This is a genomic window from Nocardia sp. NPDC004415, assembly GCF_053602435.1.
Genome location: NZ_JBSGDP010000008.1, coordinates 107517 through 122267, shown reverse-complemented (window position 1 = coordinate 122267; position 14751 = coordinate 107517). Strand labels below are relative to the sequence as shown.

Genomic DNA, 14751 nt, shown 5'->3' with positions numbered 1-14751 from the left:
CGCGGCCCTCCTGTGTTCACGCACACCCGACGGCAACACCTTAACCAGCGTCGCGGGCGACCAGGGCGCTACCCGCGGACATGTCGGCTCCCCGACCTCGCCTCAGGAACGCGGCTTGCGCCGTTCCGTGCGCGGCCGGGCATCGCGGTCGCGTCGCGGGCCCCGCGAGGCGAGCCGCTGCGCGGGCGGACCCTGGTCGGGCTGCAGCTGGATCAGCACGCCGCTGATCCTGGTGCGCCGCAAGGCTTCCAGCGTCTCGTGCGGCAGATCGGCGGGCAGCTCGACGAGGCTGTAGTCCGGGCGGATGCTGATGTGCCCGAAATCGCTGCGGCGCAGGCCGCCCTCGTTGGCGATGGCACCGACGATCGCGCCGGGCACCACGCGGTGCCGCTTGCCGACGCTGATGCGGTAGGTGGCCAGTTCCTGACCGGACTCACGGGAGAACGACGGCGGACGCGGTCCGCGGTCCTCGTCGTCGTAGCGGCGCGGGGCGCGCTCACGGTCGCGATCGCGATCACGCTCGCGGCGCGGGGCGGGCTCCGGCTCGGCGGCCATGAAGAAGTTGTCGCCGTCGTAGGAGGCGACGGCCAGGGCCGCGGCGATGTCGACGAGCGGGGTGTTGTGCTCGGCCTCGTAGTCCTCGATGAGCTTGCGGAACAGCGCCACATTGTCCGAGGACAGGTTCTCGGTGATCGAGTCACCGAACTTCGACACCCGCTGGGCGTTGACGTCGTCCACGCTGGGCAGCTGCATCTCGGTGAGCGGATGCTTGGTGGCGCGCTCGATGGCCTTGAGCAGGTGGCGCTCGCGCGGGGCGACGAACAGCAGCGCCTCGCCGGAACGGCCCGCGCGACCGGTGCGGCCGATGCGGTGCACGTAGGACTCGGTGTCGTGCGGGATGTCGTAGTTCACCACGTGCGAGATGCGGTCCACGTCCAGACCACGCGCGGCCACGTCGGTGGCGACCAGGATGTCGAGCGCGCCCGACTTGAGCTGGCCGATGGTGCGCTCACGCTGGTTCTGCGCGATGTCACCGTTGATCGCGGCGGCGGAGAATCCGCGCGAGCGCAGCTTCTCGGCGAGCTCCTCGGTGGCCTGCTTGGTGCGCACGAAGATGATCATCGCCTCGAAGTCCTCGACCTCGAGGACGCGCGTGAGGGCATCGAGCTTGCGCTGATGCGAGACCTGCACGTAGCGCTGGGTGATGTTGGTGTTGGTCTGGGTCTTGGACTTGACCGTGATCTCGACCGGGTCGTGCAGGTACTGCTTGGAGATCTTGCGGATCGCGCCCGGCATGGTCGCCGAGAACAGCGCGACCTGCTTGTCGTCGGGCGTATCGCGCAGGATGCGCTCCACGTCTTCCTGGAAGCCCATCTTGAGCATCTCGTCGGCCTCGTCGAGCACCAGGTAGCGCAGCTGGCTCAGATCCAGCGTGCCCTTCTCCAGGTGGTCGATCACGCGACCGGGCGTGCCCACCACGACGTGCGCGCCGCGGCGCAGGCCCGACAGCTGCACGCCGTAGCTCTGGCCGCCGTAGATGGGCAGCACGTGCAGGCCGGGGATGTGCGAGGAGTACTTGCCGAAGGCCTCGGCGACCTGGATGGCGAGCTCGCGGGTCGGCGCGAGCACCAGGGCGCTGGGCTTGCGCTGCGCGGTGTCCAGACCCATCAGGATCGGGATCGCGAATGCCGCGGTTTTGCCGGTGCCGGTCTGGGCCAGGCCCACCACGTCGGCGCCGGAGAGCAGCGGGGGAATCGTCGCCGCCTGGATCGGGGACGGCGACTCATAGCCCACATCGGCGATGGCCCGCAGGACGCGGTCATCGATCCCGAGGTCGGCGAAGGTCGGGCCGTCGTCGTGCCTGTCGTCGTCGGCAGGAACGCTGTCGACCTCATTGGTACTCATTGACCAGGAGTTTACTGCCTGGCGGTAGCTGTCCCAACCACCAGGTGAATACGGTGAGACCTATGCAACTGCAGAACCGGTCAGAGCATCAGGAACCGGCGCCGGTGACGGTGCCGATCGCGGTCGTCCAATTCGCGCCGCGGACCGACCCCGCCGTGAATCTGTCGTCCCTGCGCGAGCACGTGCGCACCGCCGCGGAGGCGGGAGCGCGGGTGGTGCTCGCGCCCGAATACTCGATGTTTGCGGTGACCCGCCTCGACGAACGCGTGGTGGCGATCGCCGAACCGCTCGACGGGCCGTTCACCACCGGACTCGGCGCGCTCGCAGCCGAATTCGGGGTGTATCTGGTGGCCGGTGTGGTGGAGCGCCCGGCGGGCGAATCGGACCGCATCAGCAACACCCTGGTCGCGCACGGACCCGGCGGCGACGTGCTCGCGGTGTATCGCAAGGTGCATCTCTACGACGCGTTCGGGCATCGCGAATCGGAGGTCGTGGTGCCCGGTCCGGTGACCGAACCCGCCACCTTCGCCGTCGACGGTGTGATCTTCGGCATGCAGACCTGTTTCGATCTGCGTTTCCCGGAGGGCTGTCGGCGTGTCGCCGCGGCGGGCGCGCACGTACTGCTGCTGCCCGCGCAGTGGATTCCCGGCCCGGCCAAGGTCGACCAGTGGACCACGCTGCTGCGGGCCCGCGCCATCGAGAACACGGTGTACGTGGCGGCCGCCGATCAGTGCGCGCCCCACGGGGCGGGCGCCTCGATGATCGTCGACCCGGCGGGCGAGGTGCTGGCAGAACTCGGCGACGAGCCGGGCGTGCTGGTCGCGACCGTCGATCCGGCCCATCTGGCCCGGGTGCGCAGCGCCAATCCCAGCCTGTCGCTGCGCCGCTTCACGGTCGTCGAGCGCGTATCGCCGGAGCCCGGCGCGGAGTAGCGTTCGAGGCGATGGTGTACCCGGATCGCGAGGCGGCGGGCCGCGTCCTCGGCACGGCCCTGGAGCATCTGCGCGACACCGACCCCCTGGTGCTCGGCCTGCCGCGCGGTGGCGTGCCGGTGGCCGTGGCGGTGCGCGCGGTGCTCGGCGGCGATCTCGATGTGCTGCTGGTGCGCAAGCTGGGCCTGCCCTGGCAGCCGGAGCTGGCGATGGGCGCGCTCGGCGAGGGCGGAGTGGTGGTGCTCAATCGCGACGTGGTCGACCGCAGCGGCGTCTCGCAGACCGCCTTCCTCGATGTCGAGCAGGCCGAGCTGGCCGAACTCGCGCGCAGGCAGGCGGTCCTGCGCGAACGCGATCCGATCCCGCTGACCGGGCGTACGGTGATCATCGTCGACGACGGCATGGCCACCGGGGCGACGGTGGCCGCCGCCTGCCGGGTGGCCAGGGAGCAGGAGCCCGCGCGGATCGTGGTGGCGGTGCCGGTGTCGTCGCCGGAGGCCGCGCGGCGGGTGCGCCCGGAATGCGACGAGCTGGTGTGCCTGTGGACGCCCGCCGATCTGGGCGGAGTGGGCATGGCCTACAGCGATTTCCATCAGCTCGCCGACGCCGAGGTCGTCGCGCTGCTGCGCTGAGGACTCAGCCGAAGCACTGCCCTTCGCCGCGATAGGTGGGCACGGTGACGCGGGTGCCCGACTCGTCGACGAGGTGGATCTCGGCGAAGCGCTCGCACAGCTCACCGGCCTTGGCGTGGCGGAACCACACGCGGTCGCCGATCTCGACTTCGGCGGCACCGGCCAGCGGCGTCTGCACCTCGCCCGCGCCCTCGGAACCGAGCAGCTTCAGACCCGTCGGCCAGACCGGCAGCGGCACCCGGCTGGGGCCGGCGGGGCCGGAGGCGATGTAGCCGCCCGCGAAGACGGTGGCGATGCGCGGTGTGGGTTTGCGCAGCACCGGGGTGGCGAAGAACAGCGCGGGGCGCGGGGTGAACGAGCGGTAGTGGTCGAACAGGGTCGGCACGTAGAGGCCGGAGCCCGCGGTCACCTCGGTGACATCGGGGTCGGTGATCGACACCTCGATCGAGCCGGTGCCGCCGCTGTTGACGATCTCGAGCGGGCCGGTCACGGCGCGCACCGCGTCGAGCACCCTGGTGCGCCTGCGGCCGATCTCGAGCGCCGAGAGCCGCTTGACCACGCGCACCGCGGGATTGCTGTCGGGCAGGCCGGCGATCTGCGCCTCGTAGGTCATCACGCCGACCACGTCGAAGCCGAGACGGCGGGCCCGCGTGGCCAGCGCGGCGGCCTGTTCCGGGCTGCGGACCGGGGAGCGGCGGGTGCCCAGGTGCAGCGGGCCGATGCGCAGGGCGGCGTCGACATCGAGGCAGACACGCGGGTGGATCAGGTCGGTACCGAGGGCCGCGCGGGTGAGGGTGAGCTGGTCGACGTCGTCGATCATCAGGGTGATCGCGCGCAGCAGCCCGGGATCGGCAGCGAGTTCGGCCAGGGCGGCCCGGTCCAGGACGGGGTAGCCGAGCAGGATGTCGCGGGCGCCGAGGCGGGCCAGCCAGATGGCCTCGCGCAGCGAGTAGGCCATGATCCCGGCGAAGCCGCCGCTCGCGGTGAGGCCGGAGCCGAGCACCCGCTCGAGCACGGCCCGGCAGCGCACCGACTTGCTGGCCACGCGGACCGCGACGCCGTTCGCGCGGCGGACCAGGTCGGCGGCGTTGGCGTCGAGGGCGGCCAGATCGAGGGCGGCCAGCGGCGGGTCGAGCTCGGCGGTCGCCGCGTGCAGCTCGGGCAGCGATGTCGTGGCGGTCACTCCCCTACTGAACCACCTAATTGGTCAGGCGTCCAGCATTGGCGCGATCAGACTTCGGCGGCCTTGAGCGTCAGGCAGCCGACGAGGTCGTCGATGACCACCAGGGTGGTCTCGTCGTTGCCGTCGGCGAGCCAGCGCAGCACCGCGCCGTAGAGCACCGAGACCAGGTAGGTGGCGACCGAGTCCAGCGGCTCGATCCACTGGGTGCCCGAACGCTGGGCACACAGACCGAGGAAGGCGACGGCCTCCTCGTCCATCTGGCGGAACATCGCGGCCGCGGTCGGATCGCCGATGGTCTCGCCCGAGGCCGACCACCGTTGCCGCAGGGTTTGCAGCGCCGTCTCGTAGGCGGCGACCTGGCGCACCGGCGCGGCCTTGATCAGCGGCCAGTAGGCGCTCATGCCCGCGTGCAGGAATATCCGCAGGGCCCGTAGACCGGTGACGTCGATGCTGGCGGCGGCTTGGTCGACCGCGTCGCAGACGGCAGGTCGCAACGGGGCTTCGGTAAGTTCAGAACTGGCGCTCAACGACAACTCCTCGGCAACAAATTTCGCTGCCCGCGGCGATGCGAGCACTGTAGACAGGTCGTTCGATCACGGATCGTCCTATCCAGCGAGCTCGATCTTAGAAGGTTTTCTGGATTCACGAACTGGTTCAGCCGTCCTTTTCAGACTGAAAGATTGTTTTGTTATCCGAATGCGACCTTATGTAAAACCGACCATACGGCCTGAATTTGTTCGCACTCCAAAACATCCGGCGCCCCCACCCGCCGAAAAGCACATACTGGTCGATTGTACAAGTCCACATCGGGGTGCTACCTGCGTGTGGGAGACGACACAGCGACACCCGACGGAACGGACACGACACAGTGCGTGTCCGTTGGACGAACTCGGGCGCGTCGCGCGCGGAACCGCCGATAACCTGGACAAGTGACTCTCTCCCCCTCTGCCGATCAGTTCGCCCTCAGCGGCACCTTCAACTTCCGCGATGTGGGCGGGCTGCGCACCGCCGACGGCGCCACGGTGCGCCCCGGCGTGCTGCTGCGCTCGGCCCAGCTGAGCGGACTCGACGCGCAAGGACTGGCGACCCTGCGAGAACTGCGGGTCACCGACGTGCACGACCTGCGCGGCCACGCCGAGATCGCCCACATCGGCCACGACACCCTGCCCGAGGACGTCCGCCTGCACGTCACCCCGTTCGACTCGCGCATGGACGAGGCCCCGCCGCACGAGGCCGCGACCACCTCGGCCAAGGCCCACATGATCGAGGTCTACCGGCAGTTCCCGGTGCTGCCCGAGGCCCACACCGCCATCACCCGGCTGGCCGGCTCGATCGCCGCGGGCCAGGGCGCCGCGCTGGTGCACTGCGCGGCGGGCAAGGACCGCACCGGCTGGGCGGTGGCGACCGTCCTGCGCGCGGTGGGCGTCACCGAGGACGCGATCTACACCGACTTCCTCGCCAGCAACGCCGCCGTGGAACCACTGCGCCGGCTGCTCGAACCCAAGATCGGCAACGGCGCGGCACTGTCCCAGGACCTGCTCGGCGTGCACGAGGAATACCTGCGCACAGCCGACGCCACGGTGCACGCGCGCTACGGCGGCACCGAGGGCTACCTCGACGAGATCGGCCTCACCGGCGAACTCCGCGAGGCACTACGCCTCCGGCTGGTGTAATCGGCGGCTGGCGCCGCGGGGTGGTGGTTCGGTTTCGGGACGGGCTACAAGCCGCTGACCTGCTTCTCGGCGCGGACCAGGCCGTCGCGGTCGATGCTCACCTGGTCGCCGGTGTGGAACCAGGTGCCGCTGAAGCGGGCGCGGGTGGCCAGCGGGTCGTTCCAGTAGCGGCGGCTGACATTCGGTCCGCGGCAGAGCAATTCGCCGCGGCCACGGTCGGCGTCGGGGCCGGACAGGGCCAATTCGGTGCCGCCGAAGGCGAATCCGAGGGTGGAACCGGTGTCGGTGAGGTCGGTGTCGTCGACCATCAGGCCGATGCCGCTGGTCTCGGTGGCGCCCCAGACCGACCACTGCCGGGCCGCGGGGAACAGGCCGCGCAGGGCGGCGGTGAGGGTGGCGGGGGCCGCGGCGGCGGCGCGCTCGGAACGATGACAGGCCTTGCTGATCCGGCGCACGGCCGAACCCGCCTGTCGCGCGGCCAGTTCCGGTAGCAGCCCGGCGAGAATGCGCGGGGTGGCCGAGACGGTGTCGACGCGTTCGGCGTCGAGCACCTCGCTCAGCCGCCGGGCGCGCGGCGCGAGGACGACCGTGCCGCCGACGGCGAAGGTCGGCAGCAGCTGGTCCACACAGCCGCTGGCGTGGGCGAGCGGCAGCAACACCAGGTTGCGCAGGCCGTCGGCGGGCAGGTCGAGCGCCGCGACCACCGAAGAGACCGCCGAGAGCAGGTTTTCGTTGCTCAGCTCCACCCCGGCCGGCAGCGGCTGACGCGCGGCGGTGCCGGTGTAGCAGAGCAGGGCCGGGTCGTCGAGGGCGGCGCCGTCGTCGATGTAGGCGGTGCCGTCGGGCAACGGTCCCTCGGGGCCGAGCACGAAATCGGCTCTGCCGTCGGCGATCACGCGTTCGGCCACGCCCGCGGGCAGGGCATCGGGCACCAGCACCGGTACCGCACCCGACAGCAGCGCGCCGAGGAACGCCTGCACCCAGCGGGCGCTGGTCGGCATGTGCACCGCGACCCGGTCGCCGTAACCGATGCCGTGCGACTGGAGTCCACCGGCGATGCGCGCGGCGCTGTACCAGAGTTCGCGATAGGTCAGACGCGGGCCGCCGACCTCGACGACGGCCTCGCGTCCGGTGAAGGCGTGCACCCGCAGGTCGAGCAGTTCGGTGAGCGCGGGGCTGAGATCGCCGTAGCGCAGCACGCCGTCGGCACCCCGTCGCAGCGGCGCGGCCGCACCGCTGCCGGGGAACTCGATGATGGTCGCGCCCGGTTCGTGCTCGCTGTGACCCATCCGGACCTCCACGTACGTCGATGCAGCACCGCACCTGAACTATATGACGTGGATCACAGTGCTGTCAGGCACTCGGCGCGCTCACTCGCCGCGGTAGGTCGCCTTGCCCGGCCCGACCTCAAGGAAACTGCGCACCGCGCGACGAAGGTCGGCGGTGCCGAACAGCTCGCCGGAGACCTCGGGCGTCACCGAATCCGCGTGTGCCACACCGCCGGAACGCCAGGCCCCGATGATCTGCTTGGTGGCCGCGTGCGCCTTGGTCGGGCCCTCGGCCAGCCGGGTGAGCAGGGCGCGCGCGGCGGTGGCGACGTCGTCGTGCACGGCGTTGACCACACCCCACTCGGCCATGGTCGCCGCGTCGTAGAGGTCACCGGTCATCACGAACTCGCGGGCCCGGCCCGAGCCCGCGCGCTCGGCCAGCCGCTGCGGGCCGCCCATCGAGGGGGTGAGCCCGACCACGGTCTCCACCAGCCCGAACTTCGCCTTCGGGGCGGCCAGGATGATGTCGCAGGCCAGCGAGATCTCGAAGGCGGCGGTGAGGGTGAGCCCGTGCGCGGCGAAGACCACCGGGCACGGCAGCGCCTCGATCGGGTGGATGATCTGCTCGAACAGTTCGCGCCACAGCTGCGCGCCCTCCTCGACGCTGCGCCCGTCGAAGACGTTGACGTCCACGCCGCCGGAGACGACCTTGCCCTCGGCGTCGATGAGCAGCGCGCGCGGGGGCTGCGCGCTGACAGCGGCGATATCGGCGATCAGCGCATCGATCAGCGCGCGGTCGAACAGGTTCAGCGGCGGGTGCGCGAGGGTGATCGTGGCGATCTCGGCACCGGCGTCGGTGAATTCGCGCGTCAGACGTGTGGCCTTGGTTTCACTCATCCGGTCAGCGTAGAACCCGAGGAACCCCGGGATGTCGGTGGTCGTTGACATGATGAGCTGTCCCGCACGGAAGTGCCCTACAGTTCGATTCGTTGGGCGAAGAGGAGGACGACGCCGTGTTCAAGAACGCGATCGAAAAGGCCGTGGTCGATGTACTCGACACCGGTTCCAAGCTGCAGGCGCCCGCCGTGCGCCGCTACGTCGAATTCCTCCGTGAACGCCATCCGGCGGAAAACCCCACCCAGATCGTGACCCGGCTGGAGAAGCAGTACCTGCTCGCCGTCACCGGCAGCGGCGCCGCGGTGGGCGCCACCGCGGCCGTCCCCGGTGTGGGCACCCTCGCCGCGCTCGGCGCCGTCGGCGCGGAGACCGCCTTCTTCATGGAGGCCTCGGCCCTGTTCACCCTGGCCCAGGCCTACGTGCACGGCATCGAGCCGGAGAACAAGGAGGCCCGCCGCGCGATGGTGCTGGCCGTCGTGCTCGGTGACACCGGCATCGCCATCGTGCAGAAGGGCCTGCGCACCTCGTCGAAGAACTGGGCGGGCGCGCTGGCGGGCAAGGTGCCCGGTCTCGGGGCCATCAACAGCTCGCTGCTGCAGCAGTTCATCAAACGGTTCATCACCAAGCGCGCCGCGCTGATGGCGGGCAAGGTGCTGCCCGCGGGGATCGGCGCGGCCATCGGTGGCGCGGGCAACCGGGCGCTGGGCAAGGTGACCATCGACAATGCCCGCAAGGCGTTCGGGCCCGCGCCCGCGCGCTGGGCCACCCCGCTGCACAATGTCATCGATGCCGATCCCCTGCCCGCGCTGGAGTCCGTCGAGGTGAAGAACCGGTGAGTGCCCGCCGCGGTGACGCTGTCCGCCTGCGCGGTGTCGGCAAGCAGTTCGCGCAGACGGTCGCCGTCGACGGTATCGACTTCGCGGTGCCCGCCGGTGCGGTGACCGCACTGGTCGGGCCCGCGGGCGCCGGCAAGTCGACGGTGCTGCGCATGGTGCTGGGCCTACAGCGGCCGACGACCGGTGAGATCACCGTCGACGTGCCGGGCAGCGGACCCGCGGCGATGGGCGGGGTACTCACCCCGCGCGGACTACATCCGGCGCGCACCGTGCGCGATCAGCTGGCCTGCTACGCCCCGGTCGTCGGGGTGCGGCGTCGGCGGGTCACCGCGGTACTCGAACACACCGGGCTGGCCGCGGTCGCCGAGACCCCGGTGGCCCGGCTGCATCCGGTGCAGCAGAGCAGGCTCGCGCTGGCCATCGCCATCCTGGCCGATCCCCCGCTGCTGGTGCTCGACGACCTGTTCGCCGGGGCCGAGGGGATGGAACGCGGCTGGCTGCACGGGCTGCTGCGCGGCCATGTCGAACGCGGCGGCGCGGTGCTGGTGAGTGCCGACACGCTCGCCGATGTGGTGTCGGTGGCCGATCAGCTGGTGGTGCTCAGCGAGGGCGCGGTGGTCTGGCAGGGTACCCCGGCCAAGCTGCGGCGCGGTCATCCCGACCGGCTGGTCGTGGCCGCGCAGCCCTCGATCGCGCTGGCCACCGCACTGGCCGCGCGCGGCTTCACCGACGCGGTCATGCGGCCCGACGGTCGCCTGGCGGTGGCCGAGGCGGACGAGGCGACCATCCGCTCGATCGCCGAGTCGGCCCAGGTGCGCATCGGCAGCATCGTGTCCGACCCGATCCATCCCGACCGGGTGCTCGCCTCGCTGACCAAACCGCGCAGGCACGCCCATCACGTCCCCACCCCACCCGCGAATCCCGGCGGCTTCGCCCCGGCGCCGACCCCGTATGGGATGCCCCGATGACCGCTGTGCTGCCCGCCGACCTGCTGCCCGGTGCCGAGACCGAGGCGCGCAAGATCGTCGCCGTCCCCCGCATCCGGCTGCTGCTCGGCGCGCCGGTGGTGCTCGCGCTGGTCGGCACGCTGATCACCGCCCTGATGTCGGGGCCCGCCGATCCGACGGGTCAGCCCGCCACCGGCGCCGCGACCATCGGCCTCTACCTGGGGATGATCGCGGTGTTCGCCGCGGCCGCGCTGCTGGGCATCGCGGCGACCGGCGGGGAGTACCGGCATCGGACCATGGCGCTGTCGGTGCTGCTCTCGCCCGACCGCGACCGGCTCGTCACCGCCAAGTACCTGGTCACCGCGGGGTTCGCCCTCGCCGTCGCGGTGGTCGCCGAACTGGCGAGTTTCCTGGTGCTGTTGGGTGCCGGGCGCGGCAAGTTCGAGTTCGGCTGGCAGCTGGTCGAGGTGCTCGGCGCCGGGCTGCTGGTTGCGGTGTGCTGGGCGGTGCTCGGGGCGGGCCTCGGGCTGCTGCTGCGCACGCTCAGCGGCGCGATCTGGCTCGTGCTCGGCTGGGCCTTCGTGCTCGAACCGCTGATCTGGCTGGTGGCGAAGGGCTTCGGCGCGGGCGGCATGGCGGCGATCCTGCCCGTGTCGGCCACCGTCGCCGGGGTGAGCGCCGGGTCGTTCCAGGAGGCCGAGGTCTTCGCGCCGACGCCTGCCGCCCTGGTCGTGCTGGTGCTGTGGACCGCCGCGGTCGGTGCCGCCGGATGGTGGGACCTGCGCACCCGCGACCTGTAGTGCGCGCCGAGGCGGGCTGGATCCGCAGGCTCTGGCGGCAGTGCCTGGGTCATCCCCGGTTGCTCACGGGCATCACGCTGTCGGTGCTGGCGGGCGCGGTGGTCGCCATCGCGGCACCGCTGGCCACCAAGCGCGCCGTCGACGCCGCCCAGGCGGGCGATACCGCGGTGATCGGTGGCGCCGCCGCGCTGCTGGCGCTGCTCGCGGTGGGCCGCTTCGCCGCGACCTTCGCGCGCAGGCTCTGGGCGGGCAAGCTCTCGCTGGAGGTGCAGCACACCCTGCGGGTGGACCTGTTGTCGGCGCTGCAACGTCTCGACGGCGCGGGCCAGGACGCGATCCGCACCGGACAGGTGGTCTCGCGCTCGATCACCGACCTGCAACTGGTGCAGGGCCTGCTGGCGATGGTGCCCTGGTCGGGGCTGGCCGTGCTGCAGTTCGTGCTCTCGGCGGTGGTGATGGTGTGGCTGAGCCCGCCGCTGGCCCTGGCCGCGCTGCTGGTGGCGCCCGCGATGGTGGTGGTCGTGCTGCGAGTGCGGCCCCGCCTCTACGCCGCGACCTGGTCGGCCCAGCAGCGCGCCGCCGACCTCGCCGAACACGTCGAGCAGACGGTCACCGGGGTGCGCGTGGTGAAGGGCTTCGGGCAGGAGGCCCGGATGGTCGACATCCTCGAGGACCACGGCCGCGCGCTGTTCGCCGAGCGGCTGCGCGCCGCGCGGATCAATGCCCGTTTCGCGCCGGTCGTCTCGGCGCTGCCGCAGGCCGGGCTGGTCGCGGTGATCATCGTCGGCGGTGTGCTGGCCCGGCACGGTGCCATCGGTGTGGGCACCTTCCTCGCCTTCACCGCCTACCTCGCCACCATGACGGCCTCGGCGCGCACCATCACCTCGGTGGTGATCATGGGCCAGCTCACCAAGGCCGCCGTCGACCGGGTGTTCCAGGTGATCGACGCGGCGCCGGTGCTGGTCGACCCGGACCAGCCGGTCGACCTGCCGCCGGGCCCGCTGGGCATCGAGTTCGAGGCGGTGCGTTTCGGCTTCGATCCCGGACAGCCGGTGCTGCGCGAACTCGACCTCACCGTGCGTCCCGGCGAGACCGTGGCGATCATCGGCCCGGCCGGGTCGGGCAAGTCCACCCTGTCGCTGCTGCTGCCCCGCTTCTACGCCCCCGACGCGGGCCGGATCAGCCTCGTCGGCGCCGACGGCACCCGCGCCGACCTGGCCGACCTGCGCGCCGAGGACCTGCGCGGCGCGCTCGGCGTGGTCTTCGACGACCCGTTCCTGTTCTCCGACACCATCGCCGCCAATATCGCGCTGGGCAGCCCCGAGGCCACCGACGCCGAGATCAGGGCCGCCGCCACCGCGGCCGCCGCCGACGAGTTCATCGCCGCGCTGCCCGAGGGCTACGACACGGTGATCGGCGAACGCGGCCTCACCCTCTCCGGCGGGCAGCGTCAGCGCATCGCCCTGGCCAGGGTGCTGCTGACGCGCCCGCGTGTGCTCGTGCTCGACGACGCCACCTCCGCCGTGGACGCCGTCACCGAGGCCGAGATCTTCCGCCGTCTGCCCGACCCCGGCGGGCGCACCACGCTGATCCTGGCCCACCGCGAGTCCACGCTGGCCAGGGCCGACCGCGTCATCCGGTTACCCGCCCCCGCCGTCTCCGTGGTGCCGAGCCCGGCGGCCGCCGACCGGCCGCGCACCGACCTCGGCAAGCCGCGCACCATGTCGGCCACCGCCACCGAACTCAGCGAGACCCCCGAACTGCGCGCCGCCGTCGACGCCCTGCCCCCGGCCACCGAAGCGCCCCGGCTGCCCGGTGACCTGCGCGCGCCGCAGCCCGATTTCGGCCTGCGCGCGCTGCTGCGCCCGGTGCGCGGGCTGGTGCTGACGGTGATGGCCCTGCTCACCGCCGACGCGCTGATCGGCGTCGCCTTCCCGCCGCTGGTGCGCTACGCCATCGACACCGGCGTGACCGCGGGCGACGGCACCGCGCTGGCCGTCGCCGGGATCGCCGGGATCGGCCTGGTGCTGGCCGGACTGGCCGTGGGCGCGGCGGTCACCGTGCTCACCGCGCGCACCGGTGAGCGGGTGCTGTTCGGTCTGCGGGTGCGCAGCTACGCGCACTTGCAGCGGCTCGGCCTCGACTACTACGAGCGCGAACTGTCCGGCCGGATCATGACCAGGATGACCACCGACGTCGACGCCCTGTCGACCTTCCTGCAGACCGGCGTGGCGACCGGGCTGGTCGCGATGATCACCCTGGTCGGCGTCGCGGTGGGGCTGGTACTCATCGACGCCGGGCTGGCGCTGGTGGTGCTGGCCACCGTGTCGCCCATGCTGCTGGCCACACTGGCCTTCCGGCGCGTCTCGTCGAGCGCCTACACCGTCTCGCGCGAGCGGGTCTCGGTGGTCAACGCCGATTTCCAGGAGAACATCGCGGGCCTGCGGGCGGTGCAGGCCGCGCGCAACGAGCCGGTCGCCGCGCGCCGCTTCGCCGAGTACTCGCACCGCTACCGTGACGCCCGCGTGCGCGCCCAGCGGGCCATCGCGGCCTATTTCTCCTTCGGCCTGGCCTGGGCCGATGTCGCGCTGGCGGTGGTGGTCTACCTGGGTGCCACCGCCGTGGCCGACGGGCGAACCAGCACCGGCACCCTGGTCGCCTTCGTCCTCTATCTCGGGCTGCTGTTCAGCCCGATCCAGGAGCTGTCCCAGGTCTTCGACGGCTACCAGCAGGCCAGGGTCGGCCTGCGCCGCATCGGTGAGCTGCTGCGCACCGAGTCCTCGATCGCCGCCGATCCCCCCGACGCGCTGCCGGTCACCCGCCTCGACGGCGAGATCGTCTTCGACCGGGTCGGCTTCCGCTACCCGGGCGCGAGCACGCCCGCCCTCGACGACGTCTCCTTCACGGTTCCGGCGGGCGCGACGCTGGCGCTGGTGGGCGCGACCGGCGCGGGCAAGTCGACGATCGTGAAGCTGCTGGCCCGTCTCTACGACCTGCCCGACGACCCGGCGGCGGGCTCGATCCGGGTCGACGGGGTCGAACTACGTAAATTTGTGCTCACCGACTACCGGCGGCGGCTGGGAATTGTGCCTCAGGAAGCTCACTTGTTCACCGGTGACGTGGCGAGCAACATCGCATTCGGGCAACCTTTCGCCTCGGCAGTGGACATCGGCACCGCGGCCGCGAATGTCGGCGCGGCCGAAATGATCGCCGGATTACCCCGGAAAATGGACCAGCCGGTCGGTGAACGCGGGCGTGGCCTGTCCGCCGGACAGCGTCAGCTGGTCGCCCTGGCGCGGGCCGAACTGGTCGATCCCGACCTGCTGCTGCTCGACGAGGCCACCTCCACCCTCGACCCCGAAGCCGAGGCATCGGTGCTGGTAGCGAGCCGATCACTGGCCCGGGGCCGGACCACCGTCGTGGTCGCGCACCGGCTGGCCACGGCCGCGCGCGCCGACCTGATCGGCGTGGTCGATTCCGGACGTGTCATCGAATTCGGGACGCACCGGGAACTGCTCGACCGCGACGGTCGTTACGCGCGACTCTGGGCGGCGGGTGCGGGCACCGAGGGAATACTGTCGGCGCGGGACCGGTCGTAGGTGAGGAGATCGGGTCAGTAGCAACGCCGATATGCCGCTGGGCATATGCTCGGTGAGGGCGCATCGGCAGCCATCCGCT

12 protein-coding genes are annotated in these 14751 nt (G+C 71.6%); 7 read left to right on the top strand and 5 right to left on the bottom strand.

Going from position 1 to position 14751, the window contains the following annotated elements; all coding sequences use genetic code 11:
• Window positions 1-102: 102 nt before the first annotated feature.
• A complete protein-coding gene (locus ACWEMY_RS06370) occupies window positions 103-1905 on the bottom strand; it encodes a DEAD/DEAH box helicase (RefSeq protein ID WP_452389121.1) in 1803 nt (600 codons plus the stop codon).
• 62 nt (window positions 1906-1967) lie between these two features.
• Between ACWEMY_RS06370 and ACWEMY_RS06365 the strand changes: the two genes are divergently transcribed.
• Together ACWEMY_RS06365 and ACWEMY_RS06360 are read left to right on the top strand one after the other, a co-directional pair.
• Entirely contained in the window at window positions 1968-2837 is an 870-nt protein-coding gene (locus ACWEMY_RS06365; RefSeq protein ID WP_452389120.1) for a carbon-nitrogen hydrolase family protein, read from the top strand.
• Between the two features lie 11 nt (window positions 2838-2848).
• Entirely contained in the window at window positions 2849-3469 is a 621-nt protein-coding gene (locus ACWEMY_RS06360) for a phosphoribosyltransferase (protein WP_452389119.1), read from the top strand.
• Between the two features lie 4 nt (window positions 3470-3473).
• Here the strand turns inward: ACWEMY_RS06360 and ACWEMY_RS06355 are convergent, their stop codons facing one another.
• Together ACWEMY_RS06355 and ACWEMY_RS06350 are read right to left on the bottom strand one after the other, a co-directional pair.
• Entirely contained in the window at window positions 3474-4652 is a 1179-nt protein-coding gene (locus ACWEMY_RS06355; protein ID WP_452389118.1) for an alanine racemase, read from the bottom strand.
• A 47-nt stretch (window positions 4653-4699) separates the two neighbouring features.
• Window positions 4700-5179, bottom strand: coding sequence for a TetR family transcriptional regulator (locus ACWEMY_RS06350; protein WP_452389117.1), 480 nt, complete (start codon window positions 5177-5179; stop codon window positions 4700-4702).
• Window positions 5180-5581: 402 nt separating this feature from the next.
• On the opposite strand from ACWEMY_RS06350, the gene ACWEMY_RS06345 reads away from it, so the two are divergent.
• Window positions 5582-6325: a tyrosine-protein phosphatase gene (locus ACWEMY_RS06345; RefSeq protein ID WP_375929774.1), complete on the top strand. Its 744-nt coding sequence runs from the start codon at window positions 5582-5584 to the stop codon at window positions 6323-6325.
• A 44-nt stretch (window positions 6326-6369) separates the two neighbouring features.
• Here ACWEMY_RS06345 and ACWEMY_RS06340 read toward each other — a convergent pair whose 3' ends face one another.
• Window positions 6370-7614 (bottom strand): class I adenylate-forming enzyme family protein, encoded by a 1245-nt coding sequence (locus ACWEMY_RS06340; protein WP_452389116.1) that lies wholly within the window; start codon window positions 7612-7614, stop codon window positions 6370-6372.
• A gap of 81 nt (window positions 7615-7695) precedes the next feature.
• A complete protein-coding gene (locus ACWEMY_RS06335; RefSeq protein ID WP_452389115.1) occupies window positions 7696-8490 on the bottom strand; it encodes an enoyl-CoA hydratase/isomerase family protein in 795 nt (264 codons plus the stop codon).
• A 92-nt stretch (window positions 8491-8582) separates the two neighbouring features.
• Here ACWEMY_RS06335 and ACWEMY_RS06330 point away from each other — a divergent pair, with 92 nt between their 5' ends.
• Genes ACWEMY_RS06330 through ACWEMY_RS06315 form a run of 4 tightly spaced genes read left to right on the top strand, consistent with a single transcriptional unit; the run spans window position 8583 to window position 14672 of the window.
• On the top strand, window positions 8583-9326 hold the full coding sequence (locus ACWEMY_RS06330; RefSeq protein WP_452389114.1) for a hypothetical protein: 744 nt from the start codon (window positions 8583-8585) through the stop codon (window positions 9324-9326).
• Entirely contained in the window at window positions 9323-10294 is a 972-nt protein-coding gene (locus ACWEMY_RS06325) for an ATP-binding cassette domain-containing protein (protein ID WP_452389113.1), read from the top strand. Before ACWEMY_RS06330 ends, ACWEMY_RS06325 begins: the two co-directional genes overlap by 4 nt.
• Window positions 10291-11073, top strand: coding sequence for an ABC transporter permease subunit (locus ACWEMY_RS06320; RefSeq protein WP_452389112.1), 783 nt, complete (start codon window positions 10291-10293; stop codon window positions 11071-11073). Before ACWEMY_RS06325 ends, ACWEMY_RS06320 begins: the two co-directional genes overlap by 4 nt.
• The gene (locus tag ACWEMY_RS06315; RefSeq protein ID WP_452389111.1) at window positions 11043-14672 is read left to right on the top strand and encodes an ABC transporter ATP-binding protein; all 3630 of its coding nucleotides are present in this window, start codon (window positions 11043-11045) and stop codon (window positions 14670-14672) included. The genes ACWEMY_RS06320 and ACWEMY_RS06315 overlap by 31 nt, the downstream gene beginning before the upstream one ends.
• Window positions 14673-14751: the final 79 nt, after the last annotated feature.